Raw genomic sequence first — 23477 nt, 5'->3', positions numbered from 1 at the left:
CTGAATTCTGGTCATATGCGATTTGATGAGGCGTTTGGGGGCCTGATCCCCGGCGCGCGTGGTGCCGCACTGGCCGTTGTGATGCGAACAGGCCAACCGCTCACAGGGCGACAGGTTCATGGGATGGCCCAGAACGACTTCAGCTTGTGGTCGATCCAGCAGGCGCTCACGGCATTGATCGACCTCGGATTGGTCCACGGGGAGACGGTCGGTCGCGCCACCCTGCACACGTTCAACCACGAGCACTACGCCGCGAGGCCTTTGGAGGCGTTGCTCTCCCCCCTGGCTGCGTTTCGCACCGTGATTCGGGAAACGGTGGGGACCGACGTGCACGCCGTCGTGCTGTTCGGGTCGCTCGCGCGCGGTGAGTCCAGCCCCGGCAGCGACATCGACTTGGCCGTGATCGCCCCTGCGGAGTGGGATCGACGGGGCGAGGTCCAGGAAGCTGTGCAGACCCGCATGGGCAACCGCTGCGACGTGCTCGTCTTCTCGCCGACCGAGTTCCTTGGCCACGCGAGGAGCAAGGATGAACCTGTGGTGAATGACATCCTGTCCGACGGGATCGTGCTGGCCGGTGCACTCCCGCAACATGACGTCGAGGTGGCTTGATGGCAAGCCTTGAGCAGCGCAATCACGCCCGGGCGTACCTGACCAAGGCTGAGGAGTACTTCGCGTCGGCCGAGGCCAACCTGGCAGCAGAGGCCCGGCGAGCTGGGTCCTTGGTCGATCTGGCGGTGGAGATCGTTCGCCTGGGCATCTGAGCGGCGAGCCAGGATGGATGCTACGCGCACCTCAGCTGACCGAGCCCAGAACCCCACCCAGCACCACCCCGGCCGCCAGGAGCACCGCACCCACACCCAGCACCACGTCGCGCCAGCCCCACCGCACCGGACGCCAGATCGTGCGGGGCGTCCGGCCCAGGCCGCGGGCCTCGAGCGCCTCAGCCAACTGCTGGCCGCGCCGCAGGGCGACGACCATCAGGCCGAACGCCGACCGGGCGAAGCCGCGCACCCAGGCGACCCGGCCGCCGCCCAGGCCGCGCGAGCGCACCGCGTGGGCAGCCCGGATCGTGCGCCACTCGTCGGGCAGCAACTCCAGCAGGCGATAGCCGGCCAACAGCGCGTACGCGTACCGCACCGGCACGCGCGCCTGCGAGTGGGCCGCGTTCACGAACCACACCGCGTCCGTGCTGAGCACGAACACCGAAGCCAGCCCGCCGATCGCGAGCGTGCGGGCGGCCAGTGCCAGGCCGAACGCCAGCCCCGGTTCGGTGGCGACGAAGATGCCCCACCCACCCAGGGCCTCCCCGGGTCGGCTGAACAGGTTGACCAGGAACGTCGACAGCGCGAACCAGAAGATCGGCACCTGGAACCGCAGCGTGCGCCGCAGCGACACCCGGGCGAGCACCGGCACGGCCGCGGTGGCCAGCAGCCACACCGCCAGCACGGGCCAGAACACGGTCGTGGCCAGCAGCCCCACCGAGGCGAGGAACACCACGGCGAGCTTGAGCACCGGCGAGCAGCGGGCCAGGAACGAGTCGGGCACCCGCTCGCGCGGGGCGCGCACCTCGCCGGGCGGCGGCGCGGGCAGCACCAGCCGGTTATCGGCCAGGCGGTCGGCCAGCTCGACGTCGTGCGTGGCGAACAGGATCGCCCGACCCTCGTCGCGCAGCGACCGGATGAGCGACTCCACCGCCGCCACGCCCGCGTCGTCGAGGCCGAAGGTCGGCTCGTCGAGCAGCAGCACCGGGTGGTCCTGCGCGGCCATCGCGACCACCGACAGGCGGCGCTGCTGGCCCAGCGACAGGGTGTGCGGGTTGCGGTCCTCCAGCCCGGCCAAGCCCACGCGGGCCAGCAGCTCGCGCGCGAGTTCGACCGACGCCCCGTACGAGGCCTCCCCCAGCACGGTGGTCGCGACGAACTGGTTCTCGGGGCGCTGGAACACCATACCCACGCCCTCCCCCGCCGCCTCGCCCCCCGGCAGCACTCCGGCCAGGGCCATCAGCAGCGTCGTCTTGCCCGACCCGTTCGGGCCCAGCAGCGCGGTCACCGTCCCCGCGCGCAACGCCACGCGCACGCCGTCGACCACCACCGGGCCCTCGGCGTCGCGGCGCACCCCGGTCAGCTCGCGGTCCAGCACCACCTCCCCCGGACGCCCCGGGCTGCGGTCGGTCTCCCCCACGGCCGGCGTGCCGAGCCGCACCACGGCGTCCGGGACGAGCCCGGCGCGCTCGAGCTCGCGGGCGCGGTGCTCGACGATGACGGCGGCGGGGCCGTCCCCGCCGAGTTCGCGGCGGAGCAGGCCGGCGACGGAGGCTGCGGCGTCCGGGTCGAGCATGCTCAACGGTTCGTCGAGCAGCACGACCTCGGGGTCGCCGATGAGGGTCGCGGCCAGGGCGACGCGTTGCTGCTCGCCGCCGGAGAGCTGGTTGGTGCGGCGGTCGAGTAGGTGGGCGACGCCGAGCCGATCGGCGACCTCCTGCACGCGCGGGCCGATCGCCTCGCGGGGCAGGCCGGCGTTCTCCAGGGGCAGGGCGAGTTCGTCGCGCACGTGGGTGAGGCACAGCGACGAGGCGGGGTCCTGGGCGAGGAAGCCCAGCCAGGCCGCGCGTTCCCAGGGCGGGTCGAGGGTGACGTCGGCGCCGCGGTGGGTGATGCGTCCCCACAGGTCGCCCGAGCGGGCGTGCGGGACGAGCCCGGCCGCCACCGCGAGCAGTGTCGACTTGCCCGACCCCGACGGCCCGGTCAGCGCCACGAGGCCGCCCGACGGGACGGCGAGGCTGACGTCGGCCACCACGGGCTCTGCGTCGTGCGCGACCGTGATGCCGTCGAGCACGAGCGGGTCGGCCGTCGTCGTCCCGGGCACGGTCGGGTCGGGAACAGTCGGGTCGGGCATCGTCGGGTCGGGCATCGTCGGGTCAGGCACGGTCGAGGGCGGCCGCCCGTCCGGCCGGCAGGTCGCGCAGGACGCCGGTGCGCAGCAGGGCGCGGGCGATGAGCCAGCCCAGCACGCCGCACAGGACGAGGCCGGACGTGAGGTGCAGCGCCAGGCGGGTCTCGAACAGGGTCTGGCCCAGCCACCCGAACCGGATGGTCGAGTAGATGAAGCTGAACACCGCGGTGGTCAGCCCCGAGACCAGAAACGCGACCAAGTCGTAGCGGCGGTAGCGGAACAGGGCGAAGCCCAGCTCGGACCCCAGGCCCTGGACGGTCGCCGACAGCAGCAGGATCGGCCCGACCGGGCTGCCCAGGAACACGAACTCGACGATCGAGGCCATGATCTCGGCGACGAGCCCCGCACCCGGGCGGCGCACGACGAACAGGGCCAGCGGGGCGACCACGAACCAGCCGCCGATGAGGACGTTCTGGGCGAGGTCGCCGAAGGGTCCCATGGCGACGGCGAGGGCGTTCCAGCCCTGGACGAGCAGGTAGTACAGGAAGCCGAACACCACGCCGAGGGTCACCACGGCGAGGATCTCCTTCAACCCGAATCCCCTCCCCTGCGGCGCGCGGACGGGCTGGTCGGTGCGGTTGGTCTGGGTCATGACTGCTCCTGGGGTGTGCGGGTTTCGGTGGGTGAGTTGATCGAGAACGACAGGTGGCTCGTGACGTGCTGGACGCCCCCACCCACGCCGCGCCACGCCGTGGTCACGAGGGTGAGGATGTCGGCGATGTCGCCGCGCAGCCGGGTCACGTAGTGGTCGGATCCGTCGTACAGGCCGACCTGCTTGGCCTGCTCGATGGCGGCCATGATCGGCTCCATGTGGTCGAGGGCCGCACCCGCGCTGGCGGCCGGGTCGGCGTCCAGCAGCGGGTAGAGCGACCACTCGGCGACCGCGGTGGTGCCGGTCGGCTCCGCGGCGAGGGTGCCGTCGCTGGCCCACGGCCCGCTGCGCAGGTCGCAGGTGACCTCACCGGGGCAGCCGCGGGACAGCAGCACCGATGCAGCGAGGTGGTCGCCGTCCGCGCGGCGGGCGGCGGCGCCGATGAGGGCGGTGAGGTAGGCCAGCAGGTCGGCCTCGTCGCCGCCGACGAAGGTGCTGACGACGCCGGTACGGGTCGTCAGGTCACCGCGGGCGGCGTCGGCGTCGGCCAGGGCACCGAGGATGATGTCCTCGAAGCGGGCTGACATGGGGTGCAGGGACACGCGCGCCCCGATGCCGTAGGTGGTGGGGGTGGGCTCCCCCGTGGCGGGTTCCATCTCGTCCTTCCCGCCCCTGGGGGTGGGTTGGACTCGGCCCGGACGCGCGCGGCCGGGCCGCACACGTCGGGTGATGGATGCCGCGGGCGCGGCCTCCTGCCCAACTTCCTCCGCTGGTGTTACCCAGTTCAGGTTCCACGGGTCTGCCGGATGGCACTCTCAGCGCTGGCGCGCTCCCCGGGGGCATTGCTGGGGCCACCCTAGCCGATGGACGGCCGGGTTGCGCCCCCGCTCCATCGACGCTGGTCAGGCGAGGGTGCCGCCCGGTTCGTCGAGGTCGGTCTCGTGCTCGGCGCACGCCCGGAGCGCCGCGACCAGCGCCTTCGTGGCCGAGGCCGTGCCGAGCACCTTCAACGAAGGAATGTGCAGGAACCCCACCCGCGTGCCCGGCCGCGCGTTCTGCAGGGCGGCGAACATGGCGGCGTTGCAGCCGTAGCTGCCGGCCGACAGCGACAGCTCGGCCGGGACCCCGATGCCCTCGATCGCCGCCCGCACCGCCTTGACCGGGATGGTCGCGAACAACCCGTCGGGCGCACCGGGGATGACCGGACGGTCGACCGGTTGCGCCCCGGACGTGTCGGGCATGGCGGCGTCGACCAGGTTGATGGCGACGCGCTCGACGGTGATGGCCTCGGCGTCCATGTCGACCCCGGTGCAGAGCACGACGTCGGGGCGGACCAGGCGCATCATCTCGGCGATCTGCCCGGGGATGACCTTGAAGTCGACCGGGATGATCGCCGTCGCCACCTGGACGCCGGGGAAGCGCCCAGTGTCGGCGCGTCGCTGCAGCTCGTTGACGGCCAGGGCGGAGGGATTGTTGGACACCCCGGGGAACGGACCGAAACCAGTCACCAGCACGCGCATGGTGCCCATCGCAGGGCGGGCAGGGTTGCACCCGCAGGACCCCGTTGTCCTACGGGTCTCGGCATTCTACTACGAGACGTAGTTCGAGGCTAGGGTCCGCTCCCCTTGGTCACCTCGAAGACCATGTGCCTAGCGGGCCAGCGCCCGTCCCAGCCGAGGGCCTCGACCGCGTGGCCGTCTGCTTCGGCCCAGATCGGGATCTCCCACGGGGCGAAGCGGTCACGGCGCCAGATCTCGAGGATGGTGCCCGGGTCGAGCTCGGCCATCAGCCGCGCGGCCTTGATGAGGCCGACGGCGCACGGCGTCTTCCGGTTGTCGAGCAGGACGCGGTCTGCCATCACGCCCCCGCGTCGGCGAGGTCGCGGGCGTGGGCGTGGGTGGTGTCGGCGTCGGCGTCGGCGAGGTCGTCGATGTTGCACACGCCCGGGACCGGCGAGCAGCGCCGGAACAGCGGGCAGGTGATGAACACCACGACCAGCGCGATGATCGCCAGCACCTTGATCGGGATGAGCACGCCCGGGAACGACACCCAGAACACCAGCGGCATCATCGAGTAGCCCCAGGCCATGACCAGCCCCGTGACGATGATCGTCGGCAGCGCGAACCGCACCACCCAGCGGAACCGGTCGAGCTGGCGGGCGCCGGCGAGCACGGCGTCGACGGTCGGGTGGGCGCGGCCGGCCGGCATGGCGACGAGGATGTTCCACAGGGCGCCGCCGAGCCAGAGCGTGAAGGCCGCCAGGTGCAGCAACCGGACGCCGCCCTGCCAGCCCGCCCCGGCGTCCAGAACCGCCCAGCCGAGGAGCGCGAGGCCGAGGATGAGGGCTGCGGGGAAGGCGAAGCCGCGGCGGGAGACGCCGCCGAGCAGGAGGGCCGCGACAGTGACGGACGCGGCGACCAGGCCGTAGCTGAGCCACTGCCAGCCACCCACGACCGGGACGACGAGCGCGCCGGGCGCACCGATGAGCACCAGCGGTGCGACCCAGCGCGCGACCTTGTCGGCGTGGGTGAGCGCCGTCGTGTTGAGGGCGTCGGTCTCGTGCTGGGCGGCCTCGGGTTCGCTGGCGCGCAGGTAGGCCAGCCGCCAGACGAGGAAGCCACCGGCCAGCGCGAGCGACCACAGGGTGAGCCAGCGCAGCACGAGCGCCCCCGGACCCAGGCCCATGCCGGTGCCGGTGAAGAACGCCCCGCCCATCGAGGCGAGCGTGATCAACACGAACGCCACCTTGGGCAGGAACGGGGCCTCCTGCTTGACCACGATCTGCAGGGTGTCGACCCGTCGCAGGTCTCGTAGGTTCAGCTGGTCGTTCATGGTGAGTCCTCCGGTCCGGCCATTTATACAACGAACGTGTAACTAATATCCGGGGCGGATCACAGGGTTCGCCACGGGCCGTCAGCCCGGGACGCGCGCCACCAGCGGCAGCGTGCCGCCGGTGAGCAATCATCAGGGTCGCGATGGCGATCATCACCCGCGCCATGACGAAGCGGTGGCGGTCGACCTCCTGGGACGGCAGGGGCAGCCGCGTCTCGGCGAGCTGGCGGGAGCGCCAGATGTCGTAGCCGAAGGCCTGCAGCCCACCGTGTTCGTCGGCGAAGTAGGTGTCCTCGCGGGCGCGCAGCATGAGGGCCGCGCCGAGCACACGGAGGTAGTTGGCGCGGTCGAAGCTCGCGCCCATGAGCCTGCGGACGAGGCGCTTGTGGTCGTCGACCAGGTCAGGGTCGGTCATGACGGTGACCACCGTGTCGAGCCCGTCGATGGCCCCGCAGCCGCTGCCGTCGGTCTGGTCGAGCCGGTGGTCGCGGTGGTCCCCGGGCGCGAGGCCGTGACGCAGGTAGGAGTGGATCATCGTCTCGGCGTCGTTGTGCGGTCGGCGAGCCTCCCCAGCGAGATCGTGCGCACCGGCACCCGACGCGAGCGCTGGCCTCGGGACATCGTCGTCGTAGGCATGGCCCATTGCGGCGTGTCGGGGTGAGGGAGGGTGGCGGGCAAGACCACGCGACGCAAAGGGTGGGGACACCGCATGGAACTCGCCCCACCGAACTCGTTCCTCCGGCCCGGCGCTCCTACCGGCATCCTGATCACGGTCGTGTGCCGGACCGGACGCGCCGTCATCACAGCCAACGAACTGCAGTGGGCGAGCGCCTGGCGGTTCTCAAACCACGTCACTGACGCGCACCAGGGCAGCGTGTTCGCCATGACTGCTCACGGTTGGATCTCGGACCGCCACAGGGCTGGCCTGACGCCAGTCCTGGATGAGCCCACGCGGGCCGCCCTACGCGTGGTGCCGTGAGGCTGCCCTCCCGGAGGGACGAGTCGCGATTCACCCGCTGTGCAGGGGGAGGTCAAGGTCGTAAGCCAGCACGATGGCCCTGGCCAGGAGGCTCTCCTGATCGGTCGTGAGGAAGCCGACCGTTCGACCGAGGAGCTGCGCCGGGATGGTGACGACGTTGTCCACGGAGACCACGCTGTCCTGATCGAGGCCGTTATGAGCCCCGACCGGCACTTCACTGCTCAGTCCTTTGACAGTGGTGGTGATGGGGGCGACTGTGACCTTGGTCATCGCGGCTCGTGCGGCCTCGCGGGTCAGGACGACGACTGGCCGGGTCTTGTCGAGTTGGGCCAGGCAGATCTCGCGCACGTCAGTCGGCGAGCTTGGCGTGGGTGATCGTCCAGTCGACCAAGGAATCCAAGTCGTCGGCGGCACCTCGTTCGCGAAGTATGGCGGCGTCGCGCTCGGCGGCTTGGCGACGGATCTCGCGTTCGAGGGCGGCGCTGACCAGCGCGGCCCGGCTGGGCGCCTTGCCTTCGGCCACGGCACTGTCGAGGAAGGCCACCATCTCGTCGGGCAGGCGGACAGCAATCTGCGTGCTCATGGCTTGACGATACCACGCTGCATCCCTATTCGGGATTCATCACCCGATCACGGACCGCCTGCACAAGCTCCCCGACAACGTCGACCTGAAGATGTTCGTGAGCACGATCCTGTCCGCGCAGGCCGACCAGATCTGCGGCGCCCTCGCACGGCGTCCGTCACGGAGCCCGGGTGAACCGCCGCAACGGCTACCGCCACCGTGACCTCGACACCCGGATCGGCACGTTGGATGTCGCGGTGCCGAAGCTGCGGGAGGGCAGCTTCTACCCCGACTGGCTGTTGACCCGACAGACCCGCTACGAGAAGGCTTTGCCGTCCCGGGCGTCGGCCGAGGGGGGGGCGCATTAGGCTGCGGGTCATGTCGAACCACCTTTCCCTCCTGCCCGCCTGGGACGACGCGGAGGGCGTCCGGAGGGCCTCGGACCTCTTCCTCGCCACGTACGGCAGCCGGCCCGACGGCGTGTGGGCCGCACCCGGCCGGGTGAACCTGATCGGCGAGCACCTCGACTACAACGGCGGCTTCAGCCTGCCGTTCGCGCTGCCCCACCGCACGTTCGTGGCGCTGGCGCGCCGCGACGACGAGTTCGTCCGGCTGGTCTCGGACCTCGGCGCGGACGAGCCGTGGACCGGCTCTCTGGACGACCTCGGCCCGGGCCGGGCGGCCGGCTGGATCGCGTACGCGGGCGGGCCCGCCTGGGTCCTGCGCGACGAGGGCCTCCCCGTGGGCGGGTTCGACGCGGCGATCGCCTCCTGCGTGCCCCTGGGCGCCGGGCTCTCCTCCTCCGCGGCCCTCGAGACCGCGGTCGCCCTGGCCCTCGACGAGCTCTTCCACGACGGGACCCTCGGCGCCGACGACGCGGGCCGCACCCGGCTCGCGGCCGCCTGCGTGCGCGCCGAGAACGAGGTGGCCGGGGCCGCGACCGGCGGCATGGACCAGGCCGCAGCGCTCCGCACCACCGCCGGGCACGCCCTGCTCATCGACAGCCGTGACGCCTCCGTCCGGCAGGTCCCGCTCGACCTGGACGCCGCGGGCCTCGCCGTGCTGGTGATCGACACCCGCGCCCCCCATGCCCTCGCCGACGGCCAGTACGCGAGCCGGCGGGCCGCGTGCGAGCGGGCGGCCGCGCGCCTCGCCGTCCGGACGCTGTGCGAGGTGGCCGACCCGGAGGCCGCCCTCGCGCGGCTGGACGACCCGGAGGAGGTTCGCCGCGCGCGGCACGTCTTCACCGAGCAGGAGCGCGTGCGCCGCGTGATCGACCTCGTGTCGGCCTCGCGGCTGTCCAAGATCGGGCCCGATCTGGACGGCTCCCACGCCTCGCTGGCGGGCGACTACGAGGTCAGCTGCCGCGAGCTCGACGTCGCGGTGTCGGCCGCCCGCGACGCCGGGGCCCGGGGTGCCCGGATGACCGGCGGCGGGTTCGGGGGCTCGGCCATCGCGCTCGTCGAGCGGGGGGCCGAGTCGCGGGTGGCGGACGCCGTGGCTTCGGCCTTCGCCGAGCACGGGTTCAACCCCCCGGCGTTCCTCGTTGCCCGCGCGTCCGCGCCCGGCGGCCGGGTGGCCTGAGCCCGTGCGTTACCGCTAACGTTCCGGGTGGGCCGCGGACGCCCGTGAGGAGGTGACGGCGAGCATGGCGATCGAGGCCTCCGCTCCGGAGGGCGGCCCGCCCGGCCGACCCGCCACGATCTACACCGTCGCGGAGGCGGCGGGTGTGAGCCACCAGACGGTGTCCCGCTACCTCAAGGGCGATTCCCTGCGACCCGGCAACCGCGAGCGGGTGGAGCAGGCGGTGAAGGCCCTGGACTACCAGGTCAACGACGTCGCGCAGGCCCTCTCCACGAAGAAGTCGCACCGGATCGGTGCGTTCGTGTTCGACATCGACGACTGGGCGCCGCAGCGCATCCTGGCCGGGGCGGCCAAGGCCGCGCGCTCCGCGGGCTACATCCTCGACATCCTCCGCGTCGACCCGGAGGACAACGTGTCGTTGCGGAACGCCGTCCGCCTGATGAACCGCACCATGCTGGCGGGGGTCGTGGTCATCTCGCCCTCCGACCCGATCCTGCGGCTGCTGCAGCTCGAACGGCTGAGGGTCCCGTGGGTCGTGGAGGCCGAGCCCGTCCTGGGCCCGGACGACGACCGCGCCCTCCAACACCCCTTCGCCCGGGTCGTGAGCCACCTCGCCGACCTGGGCCACGAACGCTTCTTCCACATCGGGGGCCCGGTCTCCTGGCTGGCGGAACGGAACCGCCGCGAGGCCTACCGGCAGACGCTCGCCCGCCGGGGCCTGACGAACTGCGGCGAGACCCAGGGGCTGTGGGGCGCCGCCGCCGGCTACGAGGCCATGGCGTCCTACCCCCACGCGGACGCCCCCACCGCGATCGTCGCGGCGAGCGACCAACTGGCTCTGGGGGCGCTGTTCTGGCTGCAGGAGCACGGCGTCCGGGTCCCGGACGACGTCAGCGTGTCGGGCTACGACGGCATCGCGGACACGGCGTACTACTGGCCGCCGCTCACCACGGTGGCCGTCGACTTCCCCCGTATGGGACGCAACACGGTGCAGGCGCTCTTGGCGCTGGAGGGCGGCGGCGGGCCGCCCGACCTGGGGATGCCGGTCGGGGAGCTCGTCCCGCGCGCGTCCACGGGCCGCCCGGGCGGGGGCATCCCCGCACCCTGAAAGCCACGGAGCGACTTTTCCGGAACCCTTGCCACATGCGAAATGTTACCGGTAACGTTTGGTCCGTCTCGTAGGCCAGCTCCCGGGAAGTCCCATGACGATCACAGCCCAGCACCCGCACCCCCTGCGGTTCGGCGCTGCCTACTACCCGGAGTACCAGCCGAGCCTCGACCTCGAGCGCGACCTCGACCTGATGCGCGCGGCTCACTTCAACGTGATCCGCGTCGGCGAGTCCGTGTGGTCCACCTGGGAGCCCCGGAACGGGGAGTTCGACCTCGAGTGGCTGCAGCCCGTGCTCGACGGCGCCCACGCCCGGGGAATCGGCGTGATCCTGGGGACGCCCACCTATGCGGTTCCGCCGTGGCTGTGGCGGACCTACCCCGAGATCGCGGGCGACGTCGCCACGGGCCGGCCCCAGGGCTGGGGACGGCGGCAGGAGGTCGACATCACCCACGCCGCCTTCCGGTTCCACGCCGAGCGCGTCATCCGCGCCGTGATGGCCCGGTACGCGGCACACCCGGCCGTCATCGGGGTCCAGGTCGACAACGAGCCGGGCGCGATGCTGCTGCACAACCACAACACCTTCGTCGGGTTCCTCAACTGGCTGCGCGAGCGCTACGGCGACGTCGAGACCCTCAACCGCGCCTGGGGACTCGTGTACTGGTCGCACCGCATCGGCGACTGGTCGGAGCTGTGGTGTCCGGACGGCAACCTGCAACCGCAGTACGCGCTGGCCTGGCGGCGCTACCAGGACGAGCTGGTCACCGGCTTCATCGGCTGGCAGGCCGACCTCGTCCGGCAGTACATGCGCGACGACCAGTTCGTCACCACGTGCGTCGCGCTCGACCGCCCGGCCGTGCACGAGGAGCAGGTGGTCCGCCGTCTCGACGTGCCGGCCCTCAACGCGTACCACGGCGTCGAGGAGCACCTCGACCTGGCCCAGCAGCTGACGCGTCCGGACCACTGGATCCGCACGGGGGTGGCCGGCCTGCTCGAGCTGGGCGACCGCGGCTATGCCCTGCGACAGGAACGGTTCCTCGTGACGGAGACCAACCTGCAGTCGATCAACTGGTGGTGGCAGCACTTCCCACCCTACCCGGGCCAGATCCGCCAGAGCGCGCTAGCCCTCATCGCCCGCGGCGCCTCCATGATCGAGTACTGGCACTGGCACACCCTGCACTTCGGCACCGAAACCTACTGGGGCGGCGTCCTGCCCCACAGCCAGGTGCCGGGCCGCATCTACGCCGAGGTCTCAGCGCTCGGCGACGTGCTCGCCGGGCTGGGGGACCGCCTCGACGGCTACACCCCGGACGCCGACGTCGCCCTGCTCTACTCCACCGACAGCAAGCAGTCGTTCGAGGACTTCCCGCCGCTCTGCAACGCCGATGGTTCGCCGCGCGCCAGTGCCTACCACGACATCGTGGACGCCTTCCACGCCGCCGTGCTGCACGCCGGCGCCCAGGCACGCTTCCTGCACGCCGAGCAGTGGGACGAACTCACCGCGTCGGGCGCCGCGCGCCGGTTCCCCGTCCTCGTGGCCGCCGCCTTCTACGTGGCCACGACCGGGCAACTCGAGAAGCTCCGCGCCTATGCGGCCGCCGGTGGTCACCTCGTCGTCGGTCCGCGCACCGGATACGGCGACGAGGAGTCCCGGGCACGGTTCGCGGTCGCGCCCGACGTGGTAGGCCCTGCGGGCGGCGTCCACTACGAGGAATTCACCTCGCTGCGGTCGCCCGTGCCGGTCGTCGGCGAGGGCATGGCGGTGTCCGGGGGCGCCGCCGGGCAGTGGTGGGCCGACCACCTCCTCGTGGACGACGCCGACGTGCTCGCCCGCTACGACCACCCCCAGCTGGGCCGGTTCCCCGCGGTGACCACTCGCGCCCACGGGCGCGGCCGCGTCACGTACGTGGGCACCGTGCCCGACAGGACCCTCGGCGCCGACCTCGTGCGGCACCTGGTCCCCACCCCCGTCGCGGCCGCCTGGCGCCGAGACACCCCGGTCACCGTCCTGTCGGGCGTGGCCAACGGGACGAGGGTCCACTTCGTCCACAACTGGAGCGGGAGTGTCGCGCACGCGGTCACCCCCCATGGCGTCGACGACCTCGTCGGCGGCGTCCCCCTGTCTGCAGGCCACCGGCTCACCCTCGACCCGTGGGACAGCCTGGTCCTCGCCGACACCACACCACCCACCGACCCCGTCCGTCAGTCAGCCACCCAAGGAAAGTAGGCCAAAGATGTCCCGTCCTCAGACCGAAGCCGAGTACCTCGCACGCTTCCCCTCCGCCCCCGTGAGCGGTTTCTCCCGTCGCACCCTGCTCGGCGGCGCCCTCGCCCTCGGCGCCCTGGGCCTGTCCGCCTGCACGAGCGGTGGCACCTCGACCATCCCCGGCGCCGCGGCGTCCGGGGAGATCACGTTCGGCAACAACCAGGCCGATCCGGTCCCGAAGGCCGCGATCGAGGCCGTGGCCAAGGCGTTCCAGGACGCGAACGCGGGGCTGACCGTCAAGATGAACACCGTTGCCCACACCACGTTCCAGGAGAACATCAACAACTACCTGCAGGGCTCGCCGGACGACGCCTTCGGCTGGTTCGCCGGCTACCGCGCCCGCTTCTTCGCCTCAAAGAACCTCGTCGGCGACCTCTCCGACGTGTACAACGGCATCCAGGGCATTCCCGAGGGCCTGAAGAAGGCGTGCTCCACCGAAGACGGCAAGCAGATCGTCATCCCCGCCACCTACTACCCGTGGGTCGTCCTGTACCGGAAGAGCGTGTGGGAGGAGAACGGCTACACCGTCCCCAAGACCATCGACGAGTTCAAGGCGCTCGGCGACAAGATGAAGGGCAAGGGCCTCGCCCCCCTCGCGTTCGCCGACAAGGACGGCTGGGAGGCGATGGGCACCTTCGACATCCTCAACCTGCGCGTCAACGGGTACGACTACCACATCAACCTGATGGCCGGGAAGGAGGACTGGACCTCCGACAAGGTGGCCAAGGTGTTCGACCTGTGGAAGGGGCTGCTCCCCTACCACCAGACGGACGCGCTGGGACGCAGCTGGCAGGAGGCCGCCCAGGCCCTGCAGAAGGGCCAGGCGGGCATGTACTACCTCGGCACCTTCGCGGCGCAGCAGTTCGCCAAGGGCGCCGAGCAGGACGACCTCGACTTCTTCGTGTTCCCCGAGGTCGACTCCACCATCGGCACCGGCGCCATCGAGGCACCGACCGACGGCTACATGATGTCCCGGCGGCCGAAGAACGAGGCCGGTGCCAAGAAGTGGCTGGGCTACCTGGGCACCGCCGACGCGCAGAACATCCTGGTGCAGGCCGACCCGTCGGTGATCGCCACGAGCCAGGGGGCGGACGTCACGAAGTACACCGACCTGCAGAACAAGATGCTGGCCGTGCTGAAGGACGCCAAGGAGGTGGCGCTGTTCCTCGACCGCGACTCGCGGCCCGACTTCGCCTCCACCGTCATGGGGCCGGCGATCCAGAGCTTCATCAAGAACCCTGACGACATCACCTCGATCCTCAAGAACGTCGAGGCCCAGAAGAAGTCGATCTTCGCGTCATGACGGCGGCCACCAAAGCGCCGGTCACGGGCAGGCACCGGAAAGCCCGGCTGTCGACCCGTGACCGGGTCACCGTCGCGCTGATGATCCTCATCCCGACGGCGGTGGCGGCCACGCTGGTGTGGGTGCCGGCCATGGCCACGATCGTGATGTCGTTCTTCGACTGGGACGGGTTCAGCCCGTTCAGCGAAGCCAAGTTCGTCGGCACCCGGTGGTACACCGAGGCGGCGACGATCTACCCCGCGTTCTGGCCGGCCATCCAGCACAACGTGATCTGGCTGCTGGTGCTCTTCGGCATCGCCACGCCGATCGGCCTGCTACTCGCGGTGCTGCTCGATCGCGAGGCCTCGCACACGAAGTTCTACCAGACGTCGCTCTACCTGCCCGTGGTGCTGTCGATGGCCCTCATCGGCTTCATCTGGCAGCTGATGTTCAGCCGCGACCAGGGCCTGCTGAATGCCCTCCTGGGCACGACGATCGACTGGTACGGCGATCCCAACATCAACCTGTGGTCGGCCCTCATCGCCACCTCGTGGCGGCACGTGGGCTACGTCATGCTCCTCTACCTCGCCGGCCTCAAGGGGGTCGACGTGGCCCTGAAGGAGGCCGCGCGGATCGACGGTGCCTCCGAGGTGCAGACGTTCTTCCAGGTGGTGTTCCCGGTCATGTTCCCGATCAACGTGGTCGTGCTCGTCATCACATTCATCGACTCGCTCCGCGCGTTCGACCTCGTGTGGGTCATCAACCGGGGACGCAACGGCCTGGAACTCCTCGCTACCGAGGTCACCCGCAACATCGTGGGCGAGGCGCAACGCATCGGCTTCGGCTCGGCGCTGGCGACGATCATGCTCGTGATCTCGACCGTGTTCATCATCATCTACCTGCGCATCGTCATGAAGGAGGACCGATGACCACGTCCGCCGCACCCCTGCCGAAGCCGCGGCGCCCTTGGACGAGGGGCCGAATCGCGACCCACGCGTTCCTCGCGTTCATGACCATCCTGTGGCTCATCCCGCTCGTGTACGCGGTGCTGGCGTCGCTGCGCGACTACCAGTACACGGCGGAGCACGGCTACCTGAGCTTCGGCGGGTTCACGCTCAACAACTACGTGACCGCGTGGCAGGTCGGCGAGTTCGCCCAGAAGTTCCTCAACTCGGCGATCATCACGATCCCTGCCGTGGCCCTCACCCTGTTCCTGGCGTCGATGGTGGCCTTCGTGCTGGCCCGCTTCAACTGGACCTTCAACATCGTCATGCTTGGCGCCTTCACGGCTGGCAACCTGCTGCCACCCCAGGCCCTGCTGATCCCGGTGTACAAGATGTTCCAGGCGTTCGAGGTGCCGTTCTGGTTCAGCGCATCCGGCACGCTACTCAACTCGTACTGGGGGCTGATCGCGGTCAACGTGGGCTTCCAGATCGGCTTCTGCACCTTCGTCCTGTCGAACTACATGAAGGCCCTGCCGAAGGAGATCTACGAGTCGGCCATGGTCGACGGCGCGAGCATCTGGCAGCAGTACTGGAAGCTCACGCTCCCGCTGTGCCGCCCCTCGCTCGCCGCCCTCGCCACGCTCGAGATCACCTGGATCTACAACGAGTTCTTCTGGGCGACCGTATTGCTGCAGAACGGCGATCTGTTCCCCATCACGAGCTCGCTGACGAACCTGTCCGGCGCGTTCTTCACCGACAACAACCTGGTGGCAGCGGGGGCGGTGATGATCGCCCTCCCGACGATCATCATCTACTTCGCGCTCCAGAAGCACTTCGTCGCCGGCCTCACCGTCGGGGCGACCAAGGGCTGACCCGCCACCCCGCCCCCGGCGCCGAGCCGGGGGCGGGTTCGCGTCCCACCTCGACCACCACCGGACGCCGCCCGCGTCCGCCACCACCGCCCGCCCGAGCGAGGAACCCATGCCTGCCACCGCCTCCCCCGACATCGCCTACATCGAGGAGATCTCCCCCGGCTCCGGACGCCGTGTGGCGCCACGGGCGCACCTGGACAGCGACTCTCCCGTGCTCGACCTGTGCGGCGACTGGCGGTTCCGCCTCTACCCGAGCGCCGGCGAGGCGGACGCCGCGGCGTCCGACCCGGGCTTCGACGACTCGGGCTGGGACGCCATCGACGTCCCGTCGCACTGGGTGCTGCGCGGCGACGGGCGCTGGGGGCGTCCGGCCTACACGAACGTGAAGTACCCGTTCCCGCTGGACCCGCCGCACGTCCCGGACGCGAACCCGACCGGCGACCACCGGCGGCGCTTCGTGCTGCCGCCCGACTGGCTCGCCGGCGGGCGCGTGTGGCTGCGGTTCGACGGGCTCGAGTCGTTGGGCCGGGTCTGGCTCAACGGCCATGAGGTCGGCGTCGTGCGCGGCAGCCGGCTGCGCCAGGAACTGGACGTGACGGACCAGGTCCGGGCGGGCGGGAACGTGCTGGTGGTCCGCGTGCACCAGTGGTCGGCCATGTCGTACGTCGAGGATCAGGACCAGTGGTGGCTTCCGGGGATCTTCCGCGAGGTCACCCTGCTGCACCGCCCCGACGCGGGCCTCGACGACGTGTGGCTGCGCGCCGACCGCGACCCTGCGACCGGACGCGGCACCCTGACCGTCGAGCTGTCGTGCCCGCCGGAGGCCTACCCCGTGCGGGTGAGGTGCCCCGAGCTGGGTCTGGAGGCCGAGCTTCGCGACGCCGCGGCGGCTCACGCCCTCGACGTCGGCCCCGTCGAGCCGTGGAGCGCCGACGTACCCCGGCTGTACGAGGTGGTGGTGGCGAACGCCGCCGAGACGGTCACGGTGCGGACGGGCTTCCGTCGCGTCGAGGTCGTGGGCGACGCCTGGCTGGTGAACGGACGCCGCCTCCGCCTCCGCGGCGTGAACCGTCATGACTTCGACCCGATCGAGGGCCGCGTGTTCGACGCCCCGAAGGTGCGCGAGGCGATGCTGCTCATGAAGCGGCACAACCTCAACGCGATCCGCACCAGCCACTACCCGCCCCACCCGGTGCTGCTCGACCTCGCGGACGAGTTGGGCTTCTGGGTCATCGACGAGTGCGACCTCGAGACGCACGGCTTCGAGACGAACGGCTGGGTCGGCAACCCCTCCGACGACCCCGACTGGCGCGAGGTCTACCTCGACCGCGCCCACCGCATGGTCGAGCGCGACAAGAACCATCCCTGCATCATCGCGTGGTCGCTCGGGAACGAGTCCGGGCAGGGGGGCAACCTGGCCGCGATGGCCACGTGGATCCGTCGGCGCGACCCGGGGCGTCCGGTGCACTACGAGAACGACCACACCGACCGGTACGTCGACGTGGTGTCGCGCATGTACGCCACCGTCGAGGAACTCGTCGAGCTCACCCGGACGCGACCGGGTCGCCCGATCATCGAGTGCGAGTACGTCCACGCGATGGGCAACGGCGCCGGCGGGATCGCCACGTACGAGGCCACGTTCGACGCGCATCCGGCGCTCCACGGCGGCTTCGTGTGGGAGTGGCGCGACCACGGCATCCTCACGGCCACCGCCGACGGCACCCCGTTCCACGCCTATGGCGGCGACTTTGGCGAGGTCTTCCACGACGGGAGCTTCGTGTGCGACGGCATGGTGCTGGCCGACGGGACGCCGACCCCGATGCTCGCCGAGTACGCGGCGGTGGTGACGCCCATCAAGGTGGTCCTGGCGGCCGAAGGGGTGACCGTCGACAACCGGCGCCACGACGGCGACACCGGCGACCTCACCTTCGGGTGGGTGCACGAGGTCGACGGCCGCGCGGTGGCGTCCGGGGTCCTGGCCGTACCGCCGGTGGCGGCCGGCGACTCCACGTCCGCGCCCCTGCCGACCCTCGACCGCGGCGCGGCGGGTGAGCACTGGCTCACCGTCACCGCGGCCCTGGCCGACCGGACGCCGTGGGCCCCGGCCGGGCACGTGGTCACCACCGCACAGCTGCCGCTCGGGGTCGTCGAGCCGGGGGCGTCCGCCGCGCCGGTGGCCGCCCCGGAGCCCGCCGTCCCCAGCGACGACGGGGGGTACGCCCTCGGCGAGGCCCGGTTCGACCGCTGGGGACGCCTGCTGTCGGTGGGCCCGCTCCCCGCCCTCGGCGGGGAGGTCACGTTGTGGCGCGCCCCCACCGAGAACGACTCCCTCGCGACGCGCGGGTCGTACGAGCTGGCCGACCCGGCCGAGACCATGGGGCTCGGCGTCGACGGGCCGTCGTCCGCCGAACGGTGGCGGGAGGCCGGGCTCGACCGGCTGCAGCCGCGGCTCGTGGCGCTGGTGCCAGGGCCCGACGGGCTCACCACGCGGTACCTGCTCGCCGCCGCCAACTCGGCGCAGCACCTGACCGTCGAGCAGCGGTGGCGGTGGTCAGCCGGCACCCTGCAGCTGGACGTCGACGTCCAGCCGTCGGCGGGCTGGACCGTCACGTGGCCGCGCGTGGGCGTCCACCTGCGGCTGCCCGCCGGGTACGCCGAGGCGTCGTGGTTCGGCACGGGCCCGGGCGAGAACTACGCCGACAGCCGGGTCGCCGCGCGCGTGGGCCGGTTCTCGGCCGCCGTCGACGACCTCACCGTGCGGTACGCGGTCCCGCAGGAGAGCGGGCACCGCGAGGCGCTGCGTGAACTTCGGCTGGCCGGCCAGGGCCTGCCTTCGTTCAGCGTGACCACCACCCCCGTGGCCGGGGCCCGCCCCGGCTTCGTGGTGGCGCGCCACAGCGCCGAGGAGTGGACGGCCGCCCGCCACCCCCACGAGCTTCCCCGCTCCCACGGCGTCCACCTCTACCTCGACCTGGCACAGCACGGCCTCGGCTCCCGCTCGTGCGGGCCGGACGTCCGGCCCGAACACGCGCTGTGGCCGCGTCCGGTGGCGGCGTCCGTCCTGTTCAGGGTCGGCCACGTCGACCGTGCCGACGGCTGACCACCCCCGCCCACCGGAGGACCCGATGACCACGACCCCCGTCCACGCCTTCGTCCACCTGCGCTCCGAGGGCGTGAGCGTGCTGCTGGACTGCACCCGGGGCCGGCTGCCGGCCCTCGCCCACTGGGGTGCCGACCTCGGGGAGGTGTCCGCCGCGGACGCCCTCCGCCTCGTCGAGGGCGGCGTCCACCCCATCCCCCAGAACATCGTGGACGAGCCGGTCCGCGTGGCGCTGCTCCCCGAGTCGTGGACCGGCTGGGCCGGCCGCCCGGGTCTCAGCGGTTCGCGGGGCGGGCGGGACTGGTCACCGAGGTTCACCACCACGGCCCTCACCGTGGCCGGCCGGGCGGTCGAGTCGCCGGGCGGCGACGCGACCGTCGTCGCCGGGGGGTGCGCGCTCGTCGAGGTCGCCGCCGTCGACGACGTGGCCCGCCTGGGGCTGCTGCTGCGTGTCGAACTGCTGCCGGGTGGCGTGCTGCGCTCCCGGGCCCGGGTCACCAACCTGGCCGCCACGGCCTACCAGCTGGACGACCTGGTGCTGGCCTACCCCGTCCCCCCGGTGACGCGGGAGCTCCTCGACCTCTCCGGCCGCTGGGGCCGGGAACGCTCGCCCCAACGGCGCGGCTTCACGGTCGGCGTCCACCTCCGGGAGGGACGCCGCGGCCGGACGGGCGCCGACGCGGCCACCGTGCTGCACGCCGGGACGCCGGGGTTCGGCTTCGCCCACGGGGAGGTGTGGGGGGTGCACACCGGATGGAGCGGCAACCACACCCACTACGCCGAACGCTTGGCCACGGGCGAGCAGGTCGTCGGCGGCGGGGAACTGCTGCTCCCCGGTGAGGTGGTGCTCACCGAGGGTGAGAGCTACACCTCACCGTGGGTGTACGGCTCGTACGGGACGGGCCTGGACGCCGTCGCCCGGCGCTTCCACCGCTACCTGCGCTCACGGCCGCAGCACCCCGCCACGCCCCGGCCGGTGACCCTCAACACGTGGGAGGCCGTGTACTTCGACCACCGGCTGGAGCCGCTGGTGGAACTGGCCGAGAAGGCGGCCGCGATCGGCGTCGAACGGTTCGTCCTGGATGACGGCTGGTTCGGATCGCGCCGCGACGACAACGCCGGGCTGGGCGACTGGTGGGTCTCGCCCGAGGTGTGGCCGCAAGGGCTGCACCCGCTGGTCGACAGGGTCACGCAGTTGGGGATGCAGTTCGGCCTGTGGGTCGAGCCGGAGATGGTCAACCTGGACTCCGACATCGCCCGCGCCCATCCGGAGTGGGTCATGGCGACCGGAGGGCGGACCCCCGTCCCGTCGCGCCACCAGCAGGTGCTGAACCTGGGCATTCCGGAGTGCTACGCCCACATCCGCGACGCCCTGTTCGCGATCCTCGCGGAGTACGACATCGCCTACCTGAAATGGGACCACAACCGCGACCTCGTCGACGCGGGCAGCCACCCCGACGCGCGTCCCGGCGTCCACGCGCAGACCCTGGCCGTCTACCGGCTGCTGGACGAGCTCCGCGCGGCCCACCCACGGTTGGAGATCGAGTCGTGTTCCTCGGGCGGGGGGCGGGTGGACCTCGGCATCCTCCAGCGCACCGACCGGGTGTGGGTGTCGGACTGCATCGACCCCCACGAACGCCAGATGATGCAGCGCTGGACGGCGCAACTCCTCCCCCCCGAGTTGCTGGGCTCCCACGTCGCCTCACCCACCTCGCACACCACGGGCCGCACCCACGACCTCGGCTTCCGCGCGGCCACCGCGCTCTTCGGCCACTTCGGGATTGAGTGGGACCTGCGTCGGGCCTCCGAGCGTGACCTGGCCGAGCTGTCCGCGTGGGTCGCGTTCCACAAGCAGCAGCGCGACCTGCTCCACCGTGGCGACCTGGTGCGGCTGGACTTCCCCGACGGCTCGCTGACGGCGACCGCCGTCATCGCGCCGGACCGGTCGCGGGCGCTCTACTCCTTCGCCAGCGTGGACCGTGCGGACGTCGTGCTGCTGGGCCGGCTGCGCTTCGCGGGCCTCGACCCTGACCGCCGGTACCGGGTGCGCCCCCTGATGGTGGGCACCCCCCCGTCCGGCCTGTTCCCGCCTCCGTGGTGGGGCGTGGGGACGGCCGTGGGCCAGGCGTCCGGCGGCGGCCCCGAGGGGGCGCACGCCGGGGTCGAGCTCCCCGGAAGGATCCTGACCGAGGTGGGGCTGGCCCACGCGCCGGTCGACCCCGACCAGGTGGTGCTCTTCGCCGTGGACGCCGTCGGCTGACCGACGGGCCGGCCTCCCCGGAGCCGCCGGGGTCAACGACCTGCCGGCCCTACCGGTCGTGGTGTCGGTGGTGGGCGTCCGGGTCGTGCTCGGGGGTGTGCTCGATGGCCTGGTGCCGGTCCCGGTGCCGGGTCCCCGTCATGCGACGCACCCCCACCGAACAGGCGGGCCCGCTGAAGGCGGCCATGCACACCGGGGTGGAGGTCATCCTCATCGGCGACAGCATCCCCACCGGGCTGCCCACGAGCCTCGTGACCGCCCAGCGGAAGGTGGCGTCCACGTTCGATGCCGAGGACGTCCTCGCGGTGCTCGACACCGAGCTCGGGGGCCGCCCGCTCGCGGGCGTGGTGACCTGGTCGGATGCCGCCGTGGAGACGGTGGCGGCGGTGGGGGCCGCGCACGGCGTGCCCACGGCGTCCCGTAACGCCGCGGCCATCTGCCGCGACAAGGCCCGGATGCGGTCGGCCCTGTCGGCGCGACGACCCGACCTGTGCCCCAGCTTCGCGCGCGTCGGCACCTGGGCGCAGACCCTGGCCGCCGCCTCGGGCATGAACTTCCCGCTCGTCCTCAAGCCGGTGTCCGGCAGCGGCAGCAAGGGCATCTACCGGGTGGAGACGGTCGAGGAACTCCACCGGGCCCACGAGGCGCTCACCGCCCTCGTCGACCCTGGTCGCGACCCGATCTTCACGGGGCACGCCGGCGACCTCATCCTGGAGGAGTTCCTCGAAGGGAGCGAGCACAGCGTCGAGGGCGTGGTCCACGACGGGCGCATCGTCGTCTTCGGCGTCACCGACAAGCGCACGACGGAGCCCTTCCGGCTCGAGGAGGGGCACGTCTTCCCCAGCCGGCTGCCCACGGCGGACCTGGCGTCCGTCGACGACCTGGTCCAGGAGACCATCGCGGCGTTCGGCCTCGACAACTCGGCATTCCACCTCGAATGCATGGTCGGCCCGGACGGGAAGGCCCGACTGGTCGAGTGCGCCGCGCGGGGCGGTGGCGACTTCATCGTCTCCGACCTGATCGGTGCCTCCACCGGGCGCCACGCCGCGACGAACGTGCTCCGGGTCGCCCTCGGGGAGGCGCCGCACACCGCACCGCCGCGTGTGGTCGCGGGCGTGCGGAAGATCATGGCGGACCGTGAGGGGCGATTCGAGCGCGTGGAGGGGCTGGACGAGGCCCTGCGGCTGCCCGGTGTGGAGAAGATCGTGCTGGAACGGCCCCGCGGCGCGACGGTGCACCTGCCGCCCCGCGACTTCGGCTCCGCGGTCATCGGTGCCGTGATCGCGACGGCGCCGACGGTGGACGAGGTCGAAGCGGTGCTTGATGCCGCGGTCGCGGCGCTGGTCCCCGTGATCACGTGACGCGCCCGCTCCTCGTCGTGGGTTGCACCTCGGGCACGCCCCACGGACGCCATGCCCTGCAGGCCGCCGCCGAACTCGCGCGCCTGCTTGGTGATCCGGGTTTCGGGAACCACGAACGTGACGAACGCCTCGGTGCGCACCGCGGCCCGGGTCAGGCGGTGGCGAGTTCGTCGTTCATCCGACGGGCCAGCTCGGGGCCGTCCGGACGCCGATGCGTCGCGATCCACTGTTGCCGTTCGGCGCTGTCGTCGGGGACGGTGCGGACCAGGAACACGATGTCGCTGATCAGGGACGCCCCAGCAGCGACGTCGAGGAGTTCGGTGACGCCGCGTCCGTACTGGTCGCGGCGGTCGCCCTCGGCCATGCCGACCCCGGGATGCCGGATCGCGGCGGTCATCGCCCAGGTGCGCAGGCCGTGGTCCTGGACGCCAACCACGACCTCGCAGAGCACACAGCTCCCGGTCGTGGTTGCGGTGACCTCCGCCGAGACCGCCGAGGGGAGGGCACGCTCTATTTCGGTGGCAGCCACATTGCCCACGACTTGCCGCACCACAAGTTCGGTGACGACCAGGAGCGCGGCGACGACGGCGAGCACGATCACGAGTGCCACGATGCGGCGTCGACCTCGACGTGGCGATCGGCTCGCGTCAGTCATCTCACATCCGTTCCGGCGCGTCGACTCCACGAGCTGTCGGGGGCACCATCCGTCTTGGTTGATCGAGTAGGCCGCAGGCCGTATCGAGATCCCCTCAGCCTGCGCATCAGCCCAACACAGCGCGCTTC

21 protein-coding genes, 1 pseudogene and 1 riboswitch are annotated in these 23477 nt (G+C 71.7%); of the genes and pseudogenes, 13 read left to right on the top strand and 9 right to left on the bottom strand.

Features of this window, described 5'->3' with window-relative positions:
* The first annotated feature begins 123 nt into the window (after window positions 1–123).
* Both ET989_RS07805 and ET989_RS14910 read left to right on the top strand, forming a co-directional pair.
* Window positions 124–609, top strand: coding sequence for a nucleotidyltransferase family protein (locus ET989_RS07805; protein ID WP_241656261.1), 486 nt, complete (start codon window positions 124–126; stop codon window positions 607–609).
* A complete protein-coding gene (locus tag ET989_RS14910) occupies window positions 609–761 on the top strand; it encodes a hypothetical protein (protein WP_165490078.1) in 153 nt (50 codons plus the stop codon). The genes ET989_RS07805 and ET989_RS14910 overlap by 1 nt, the downstream gene beginning before the upstream one ends.
* A gap of 31 nt (window positions 762–792) precedes the next feature.
* On the opposite strand, the gene ET989_RS07800 is transcribed toward ET989_RS14910, so the two are convergent.
* The 6 genes from ET989_RS07800 to ET989_RS15155 form a co-directional block, all read right to left on the bottom strand.
* Entirely contained in the window at window positions 793–2925 is a 2133-nt protein-coding gene (locus ET989_RS07800; protein WP_131167971.1) for an ATP-binding cassette domain-containing protein, read from the bottom strand.
* Complete coding sequence (locus ET989_RS07795) at window positions 2918–3544, bottom strand: ECF transporter S component (RefSeq protein ID WP_131167970.1); 627 nt, start codon at window positions 3542–3544, stop codon at window positions 2918–2920. The genes ET989_RS07800 and ET989_RS07795 overlap by 8 nt, the downstream gene beginning before the upstream one ends.
* The gene (locus tag ET989_RS07790) at window positions 3541–4200 is read right to left on the bottom strand and encodes a YkoF family thiamine/hydroxymethylpyrimidine-binding protein (protein WP_131167969.1); all 660 of its coding nucleotides are present in this window, start codon (window positions 4198–4200) and stop codon (window positions 3541–3543) included. The genes ET989_RS07795 and ET989_RS07790 overlap by 4 nt, the downstream gene beginning before the upstream one ends.
* 86 nt (window positions 4201–4286) lie before the next feature.
* Window positions 4287–4390, bottom strand: a riboswitch (TPP riboswitch).
* Window positions 4391–4446: 56 nt separating this feature from the next.
* Window positions 4447–5052, bottom strand: coding sequence for a pyroglutamyl-peptidase I (locus ET989_RS07785; RefSeq protein WP_165490085.1), 606 nt, complete (start codon window positions 5050–5052; stop codon window positions 4447–4449).
* 101 nt (window positions 5053–5153) lie between these two features.
* Window positions 5154–5402 carry a sulfurtransferase TusA family protein gene (locus tag ET989_RS07780; protein WP_131167967.1) on the bottom strand — a complete coding sequence of 83 codons (249 nt, stop codon included), beginning with the start codon at window positions 5400–5402 and terminating at the stop codon, window positions 5154–5156.
* Window positions 5402–6376: a hypothetical protein gene (locus ET989_RS15155; protein WP_180320769.1), complete on the bottom strand. Its 975-nt coding sequence runs from the start codon at window positions 6374–6376 to the stop codon at window positions 5402–5404. Before ET989_RS15155 ends, ET989_RS07780 begins: the two co-directional genes overlap by 1 nt.
* A gap of 121 nt (window positions 6377–6497) precedes the next feature.
* Here ET989_RS15155 and ET989_RS07770 point away from each other — a divergent pair, with 121 nt between their 5' ends.
* Window positions 6498–7037, top strand: a complete 540-nt coding sequence (locus ET989_RS07770; RefSeq protein ID WP_131167966.1) for a hypothetical protein — start codon at window positions 6498–6500, stop codon at window positions 7035–7037.
* 348 nt (window positions 7038–7385) lie between these two features.
* On the opposite strand, the gene ET989_RS07765 is transcribed toward ET989_RS07770, so the two are convergent.
* Together ET989_RS07765 and ET989_RS07760 are read right to left on the bottom strand one after the other, a co-directional pair.
* Window positions 7386–7703 carry a type II toxin-antitoxin system PemK/MazF family toxin gene (locus tag ET989_RS07765; RefSeq protein ID WP_131167965.1) on the bottom strand — a complete coding sequence of 106 codons (318 nt, stop codon included), beginning with the start codon at window positions 7701–7703 and terminating at the stop codon, window positions 7386–7388.
* Window position 7704: 1 nt separating this feature from the next.
* A complete protein-coding gene (locus tag ET989_RS07760; RefSeq protein ID WP_131167964.1) occupies window positions 7705–7938 on the bottom strand; it encodes a YlcI/YnfO family protein in 234 nt (77 codons plus the stop codon).
* 100 nt (window positions 7939–8038) lie between these two features.
* Between ET989_RS07760 and ET989_RS15960 the strand changes: the two are divergent.
* From ET989_RS15960 to ET989_RS07710, 10 genes and pseudogenes are all read left to right on the top strand, one after another.
* Window positions 8039–8255: pseudogene (locus tag ET989_RS15960) on the top strand (transposase); the annotation flags it as partial.
* Between the two features lie 40 nt (window positions 8256–8295).
* Window positions 8296–9501 carry a galactokinase gene (gene galK, locus ET989_RS07750; RefSeq protein WP_131167962.1) on the top strand — a complete coding sequence of 402 codons (1206 nt, stop codon included), beginning with the start codon at window positions 8296–8298 and terminating at the stop codon, window positions 9499–9501.
* Window positions 9502–9565: 64 nt separating this feature from the next.
* On the top strand, window positions 9566–10609 hold the full coding sequence (locus ET989_RS07745) for a LacI family DNA-binding transcriptional regulator (RefSeq protein WP_131167961.1): 1044 nt from the start codon (window positions 9566–9568) through the stop codon (window positions 10607–10609).
* Between the two features lie 94 nt (window positions 10610–10703).
* Window positions 10704–12836 carry a beta-galactosidase gene (locus tag ET989_RS07740; protein WP_131167960.1) on the top strand — a complete coding sequence of 711 codons (2133 nt, stop codon included), beginning with the start codon at window positions 10704–10706 and terminating at the stop codon, window positions 12834–12836.
* Window positions 12837–12843: 7 nt separating this feature from the next.
* Complete coding sequence (locus tag ET989_RS07735; RefSeq protein ID WP_131167959.1) at window positions 12844–14178, top strand: ABC transporter substrate-binding protein; 1335 nt, start codon at window positions 12844–12846, stop codon at window positions 14176–14178.
* Entirely contained in the window at window positions 14175–15086 is a 912-nt protein-coding gene (locus ET989_RS07730; protein ID WP_131167958.1) for a carbohydrate ABC transporter permease, read from the top strand. Before ET989_RS07735 ends, ET989_RS07730 begins: the two co-directional genes overlap by 4 nt.
* Window positions 15083–15973, top strand: a complete 891-nt coding sequence (locus tag ET989_RS07725) for a carbohydrate ABC transporter permease (RefSeq protein WP_131167957.1) — start codon at window positions 15083–15085, stop codon at window positions 15971–15973. Before ET989_RS07730 ends, ET989_RS07725 begins: the two co-directional genes overlap by 4 nt.
* 109 nt (window positions 15974–16082) lie before the next feature.
* Window positions 16083–19073 (top strand): glycoside hydrolase family 2 TIM barrel-domain containing protein, encoded by a 2991-nt coding sequence (locus ET989_RS07720; RefSeq protein ID WP_131167956.1) that lies wholly within the window; start codon window positions 16083–16085, stop codon window positions 19071–19073.
* Between the two features lie 25 nt (window positions 19074–19098).
* Window positions 19099–21333, top strand: coding sequence for an alpha-galactosidase (locus ET989_RS07715; RefSeq protein WP_131167955.1), 2235 nt, complete (start codon window positions 19099–19101; stop codon window positions 21331–21333).
* Between the two features lie 140 nt (window positions 21334–21473).
* Window positions 21474–22694, top strand: a complete 1221-nt coding sequence (locus tag ET989_RS07710; protein ID WP_131167954.1) for an ATP-grasp domain-containing protein — start codon at window positions 21474–21476, stop codon at window positions 22692–22694.
* A gap of 151 nt (window positions 22695–22845) precedes the next feature.
* On the opposite strand, the gene ET989_RS07705 is transcribed toward ET989_RS07710, so the two are convergent.
* Window positions 22846–23304, bottom strand: coding sequence for an SCO6880 family protein (locus ET989_RS07705; protein WP_131167953.1), 459 nt, complete (start codon window positions 23302–23304; stop codon window positions 22846–22848).
* Between the last annotated feature and the right edge of the window lie 173 nt (window positions 23305–23477).

The organism is Propioniciclava sinopodophylli (assembly GCF_004324755.1).
Lineage (GTDB): Bacteria > Actinomycetota > Actinomycetes > Propionibacteriales > Propionibacteriaceae > Propioniciclava > Propioniciclava sinopodophylli.
Note: the sequence above shows the minus strand (reverse complement) of the source record. Positions and strands in the feature narration are given on the sequence as shown.

Excerpts from the sequence above, each read along its gene's own strand:
- ET989_RS07725 (WP_131167957.1), top strand. The coding sequence starts at position 15,083 with ATGACCACGTCCGCCGCACCCCTGCCGAAGCCGCGGCGCCCTTGGACG.
- ET989_RS15155 (WP_180320769.1), bottom strand. The coding sequence starts at position 6,376 with ATGAACGACCAGCTGAACCTACGAGACCTGCGACGGGTCGACACCCTG.
- ET989_RS07745 (WP_131167961.1), top strand. The coding sequence starts at position 9,566 with ATGGCGATCGAGGCCTCCGCTCCGGAGGGCGGCCCGCCCGGCCGACCC.
- ET989_RS07780 (WP_131167967.1), bottom strand. The coding sequence starts at position 5,402 with ATGGCAGACCGCGTCCTGCTCGACAACCGGAAGACGCCGTGCGCCGTC.
- ET989_RS07720 (WP_131167956.1), top strand. The coding sequence starts at position 16,083 with ATGCCTGCCACCGCCTCCCCCGACATCGCCTACATCGAGGAGATCTCC.
- ET989_RS07805 (WP_241656261.1), top strand. The coding sequence starts at position 124 with ATGGCCCAGAACGACTTCAGCTTGTGGTCGATCCAGCAGGCGCTCACG.
- ET989_RS07795 (WP_131167970.1), bottom strand. The coding sequence starts at position 3,544 with ATGACCCAGACCAACCGCACCGACCAGCCCGTCCGCGCGCCGCAGGGG.
- ET989_RS07730 (WP_131167958.1), top strand. The coding sequence starts at position 14,175 with ATGACGGCGGCCACCAAAGCGCCGGTCACGGGCAGGCACCGGAAAGCC.
- ET989_RS07790 (WP_131167969.1), bottom strand. The coding sequence starts at position 4,200 with ATGGAACCCGCCACGGGGGAGCCCACCCCCACCACCTACGGCATCGGG.
- ET989_RS07715 (WP_131167955.1), top strand. The coding sequence starts at position 19,099 with ATGACCACGACCCCCGTCCACGCCTTCGTCCACCTGCGCTCCGAGGGC.
- ET989_RS07735 (WP_131167959.1), top strand. The coding sequence starts at position 12,844 with ATGTCCCGTCCTCAGACCGAAGCCGAGTACCTCGCACGCTTCCCCTCC.
- ET989_RS07710 (WP_131167954.1), top strand. The coding sequence starts at position 21,474 with ATGCGACGCACCCCCACCGAACAGGCGGGCCCGCTGAAGGCGGCCATG.
- ET989_RS07760 (WP_131167964.1), bottom strand. The coding sequence starts at position 7,938 with ATGAGCACGCAGATTGCTGTCCGCCTGCCCGACGAGATGGTGGCCTTC.
- galK (WP_131167962.1), top strand. The coding sequence starts at position 8,296 with ATGTCGAACCACCTTTCCCTCCTGCCCGCCTGGGACGACGCGGAGGGC.
- ET989_RS14910 (WP_165490078.1), top strand. The coding sequence starts at position 609 with ATGGCAAGCCTTGAGCAGCGCAATCACGCCCGGGCGTACCTGACCAAG.
- ET989_RS07740 (WP_131167960.1), top strand. The coding sequence starts at position 10,704 with ATGACGATCACAGCCCAGCACCCGCACCCCCTGCGGTTCGGCGCTGCC.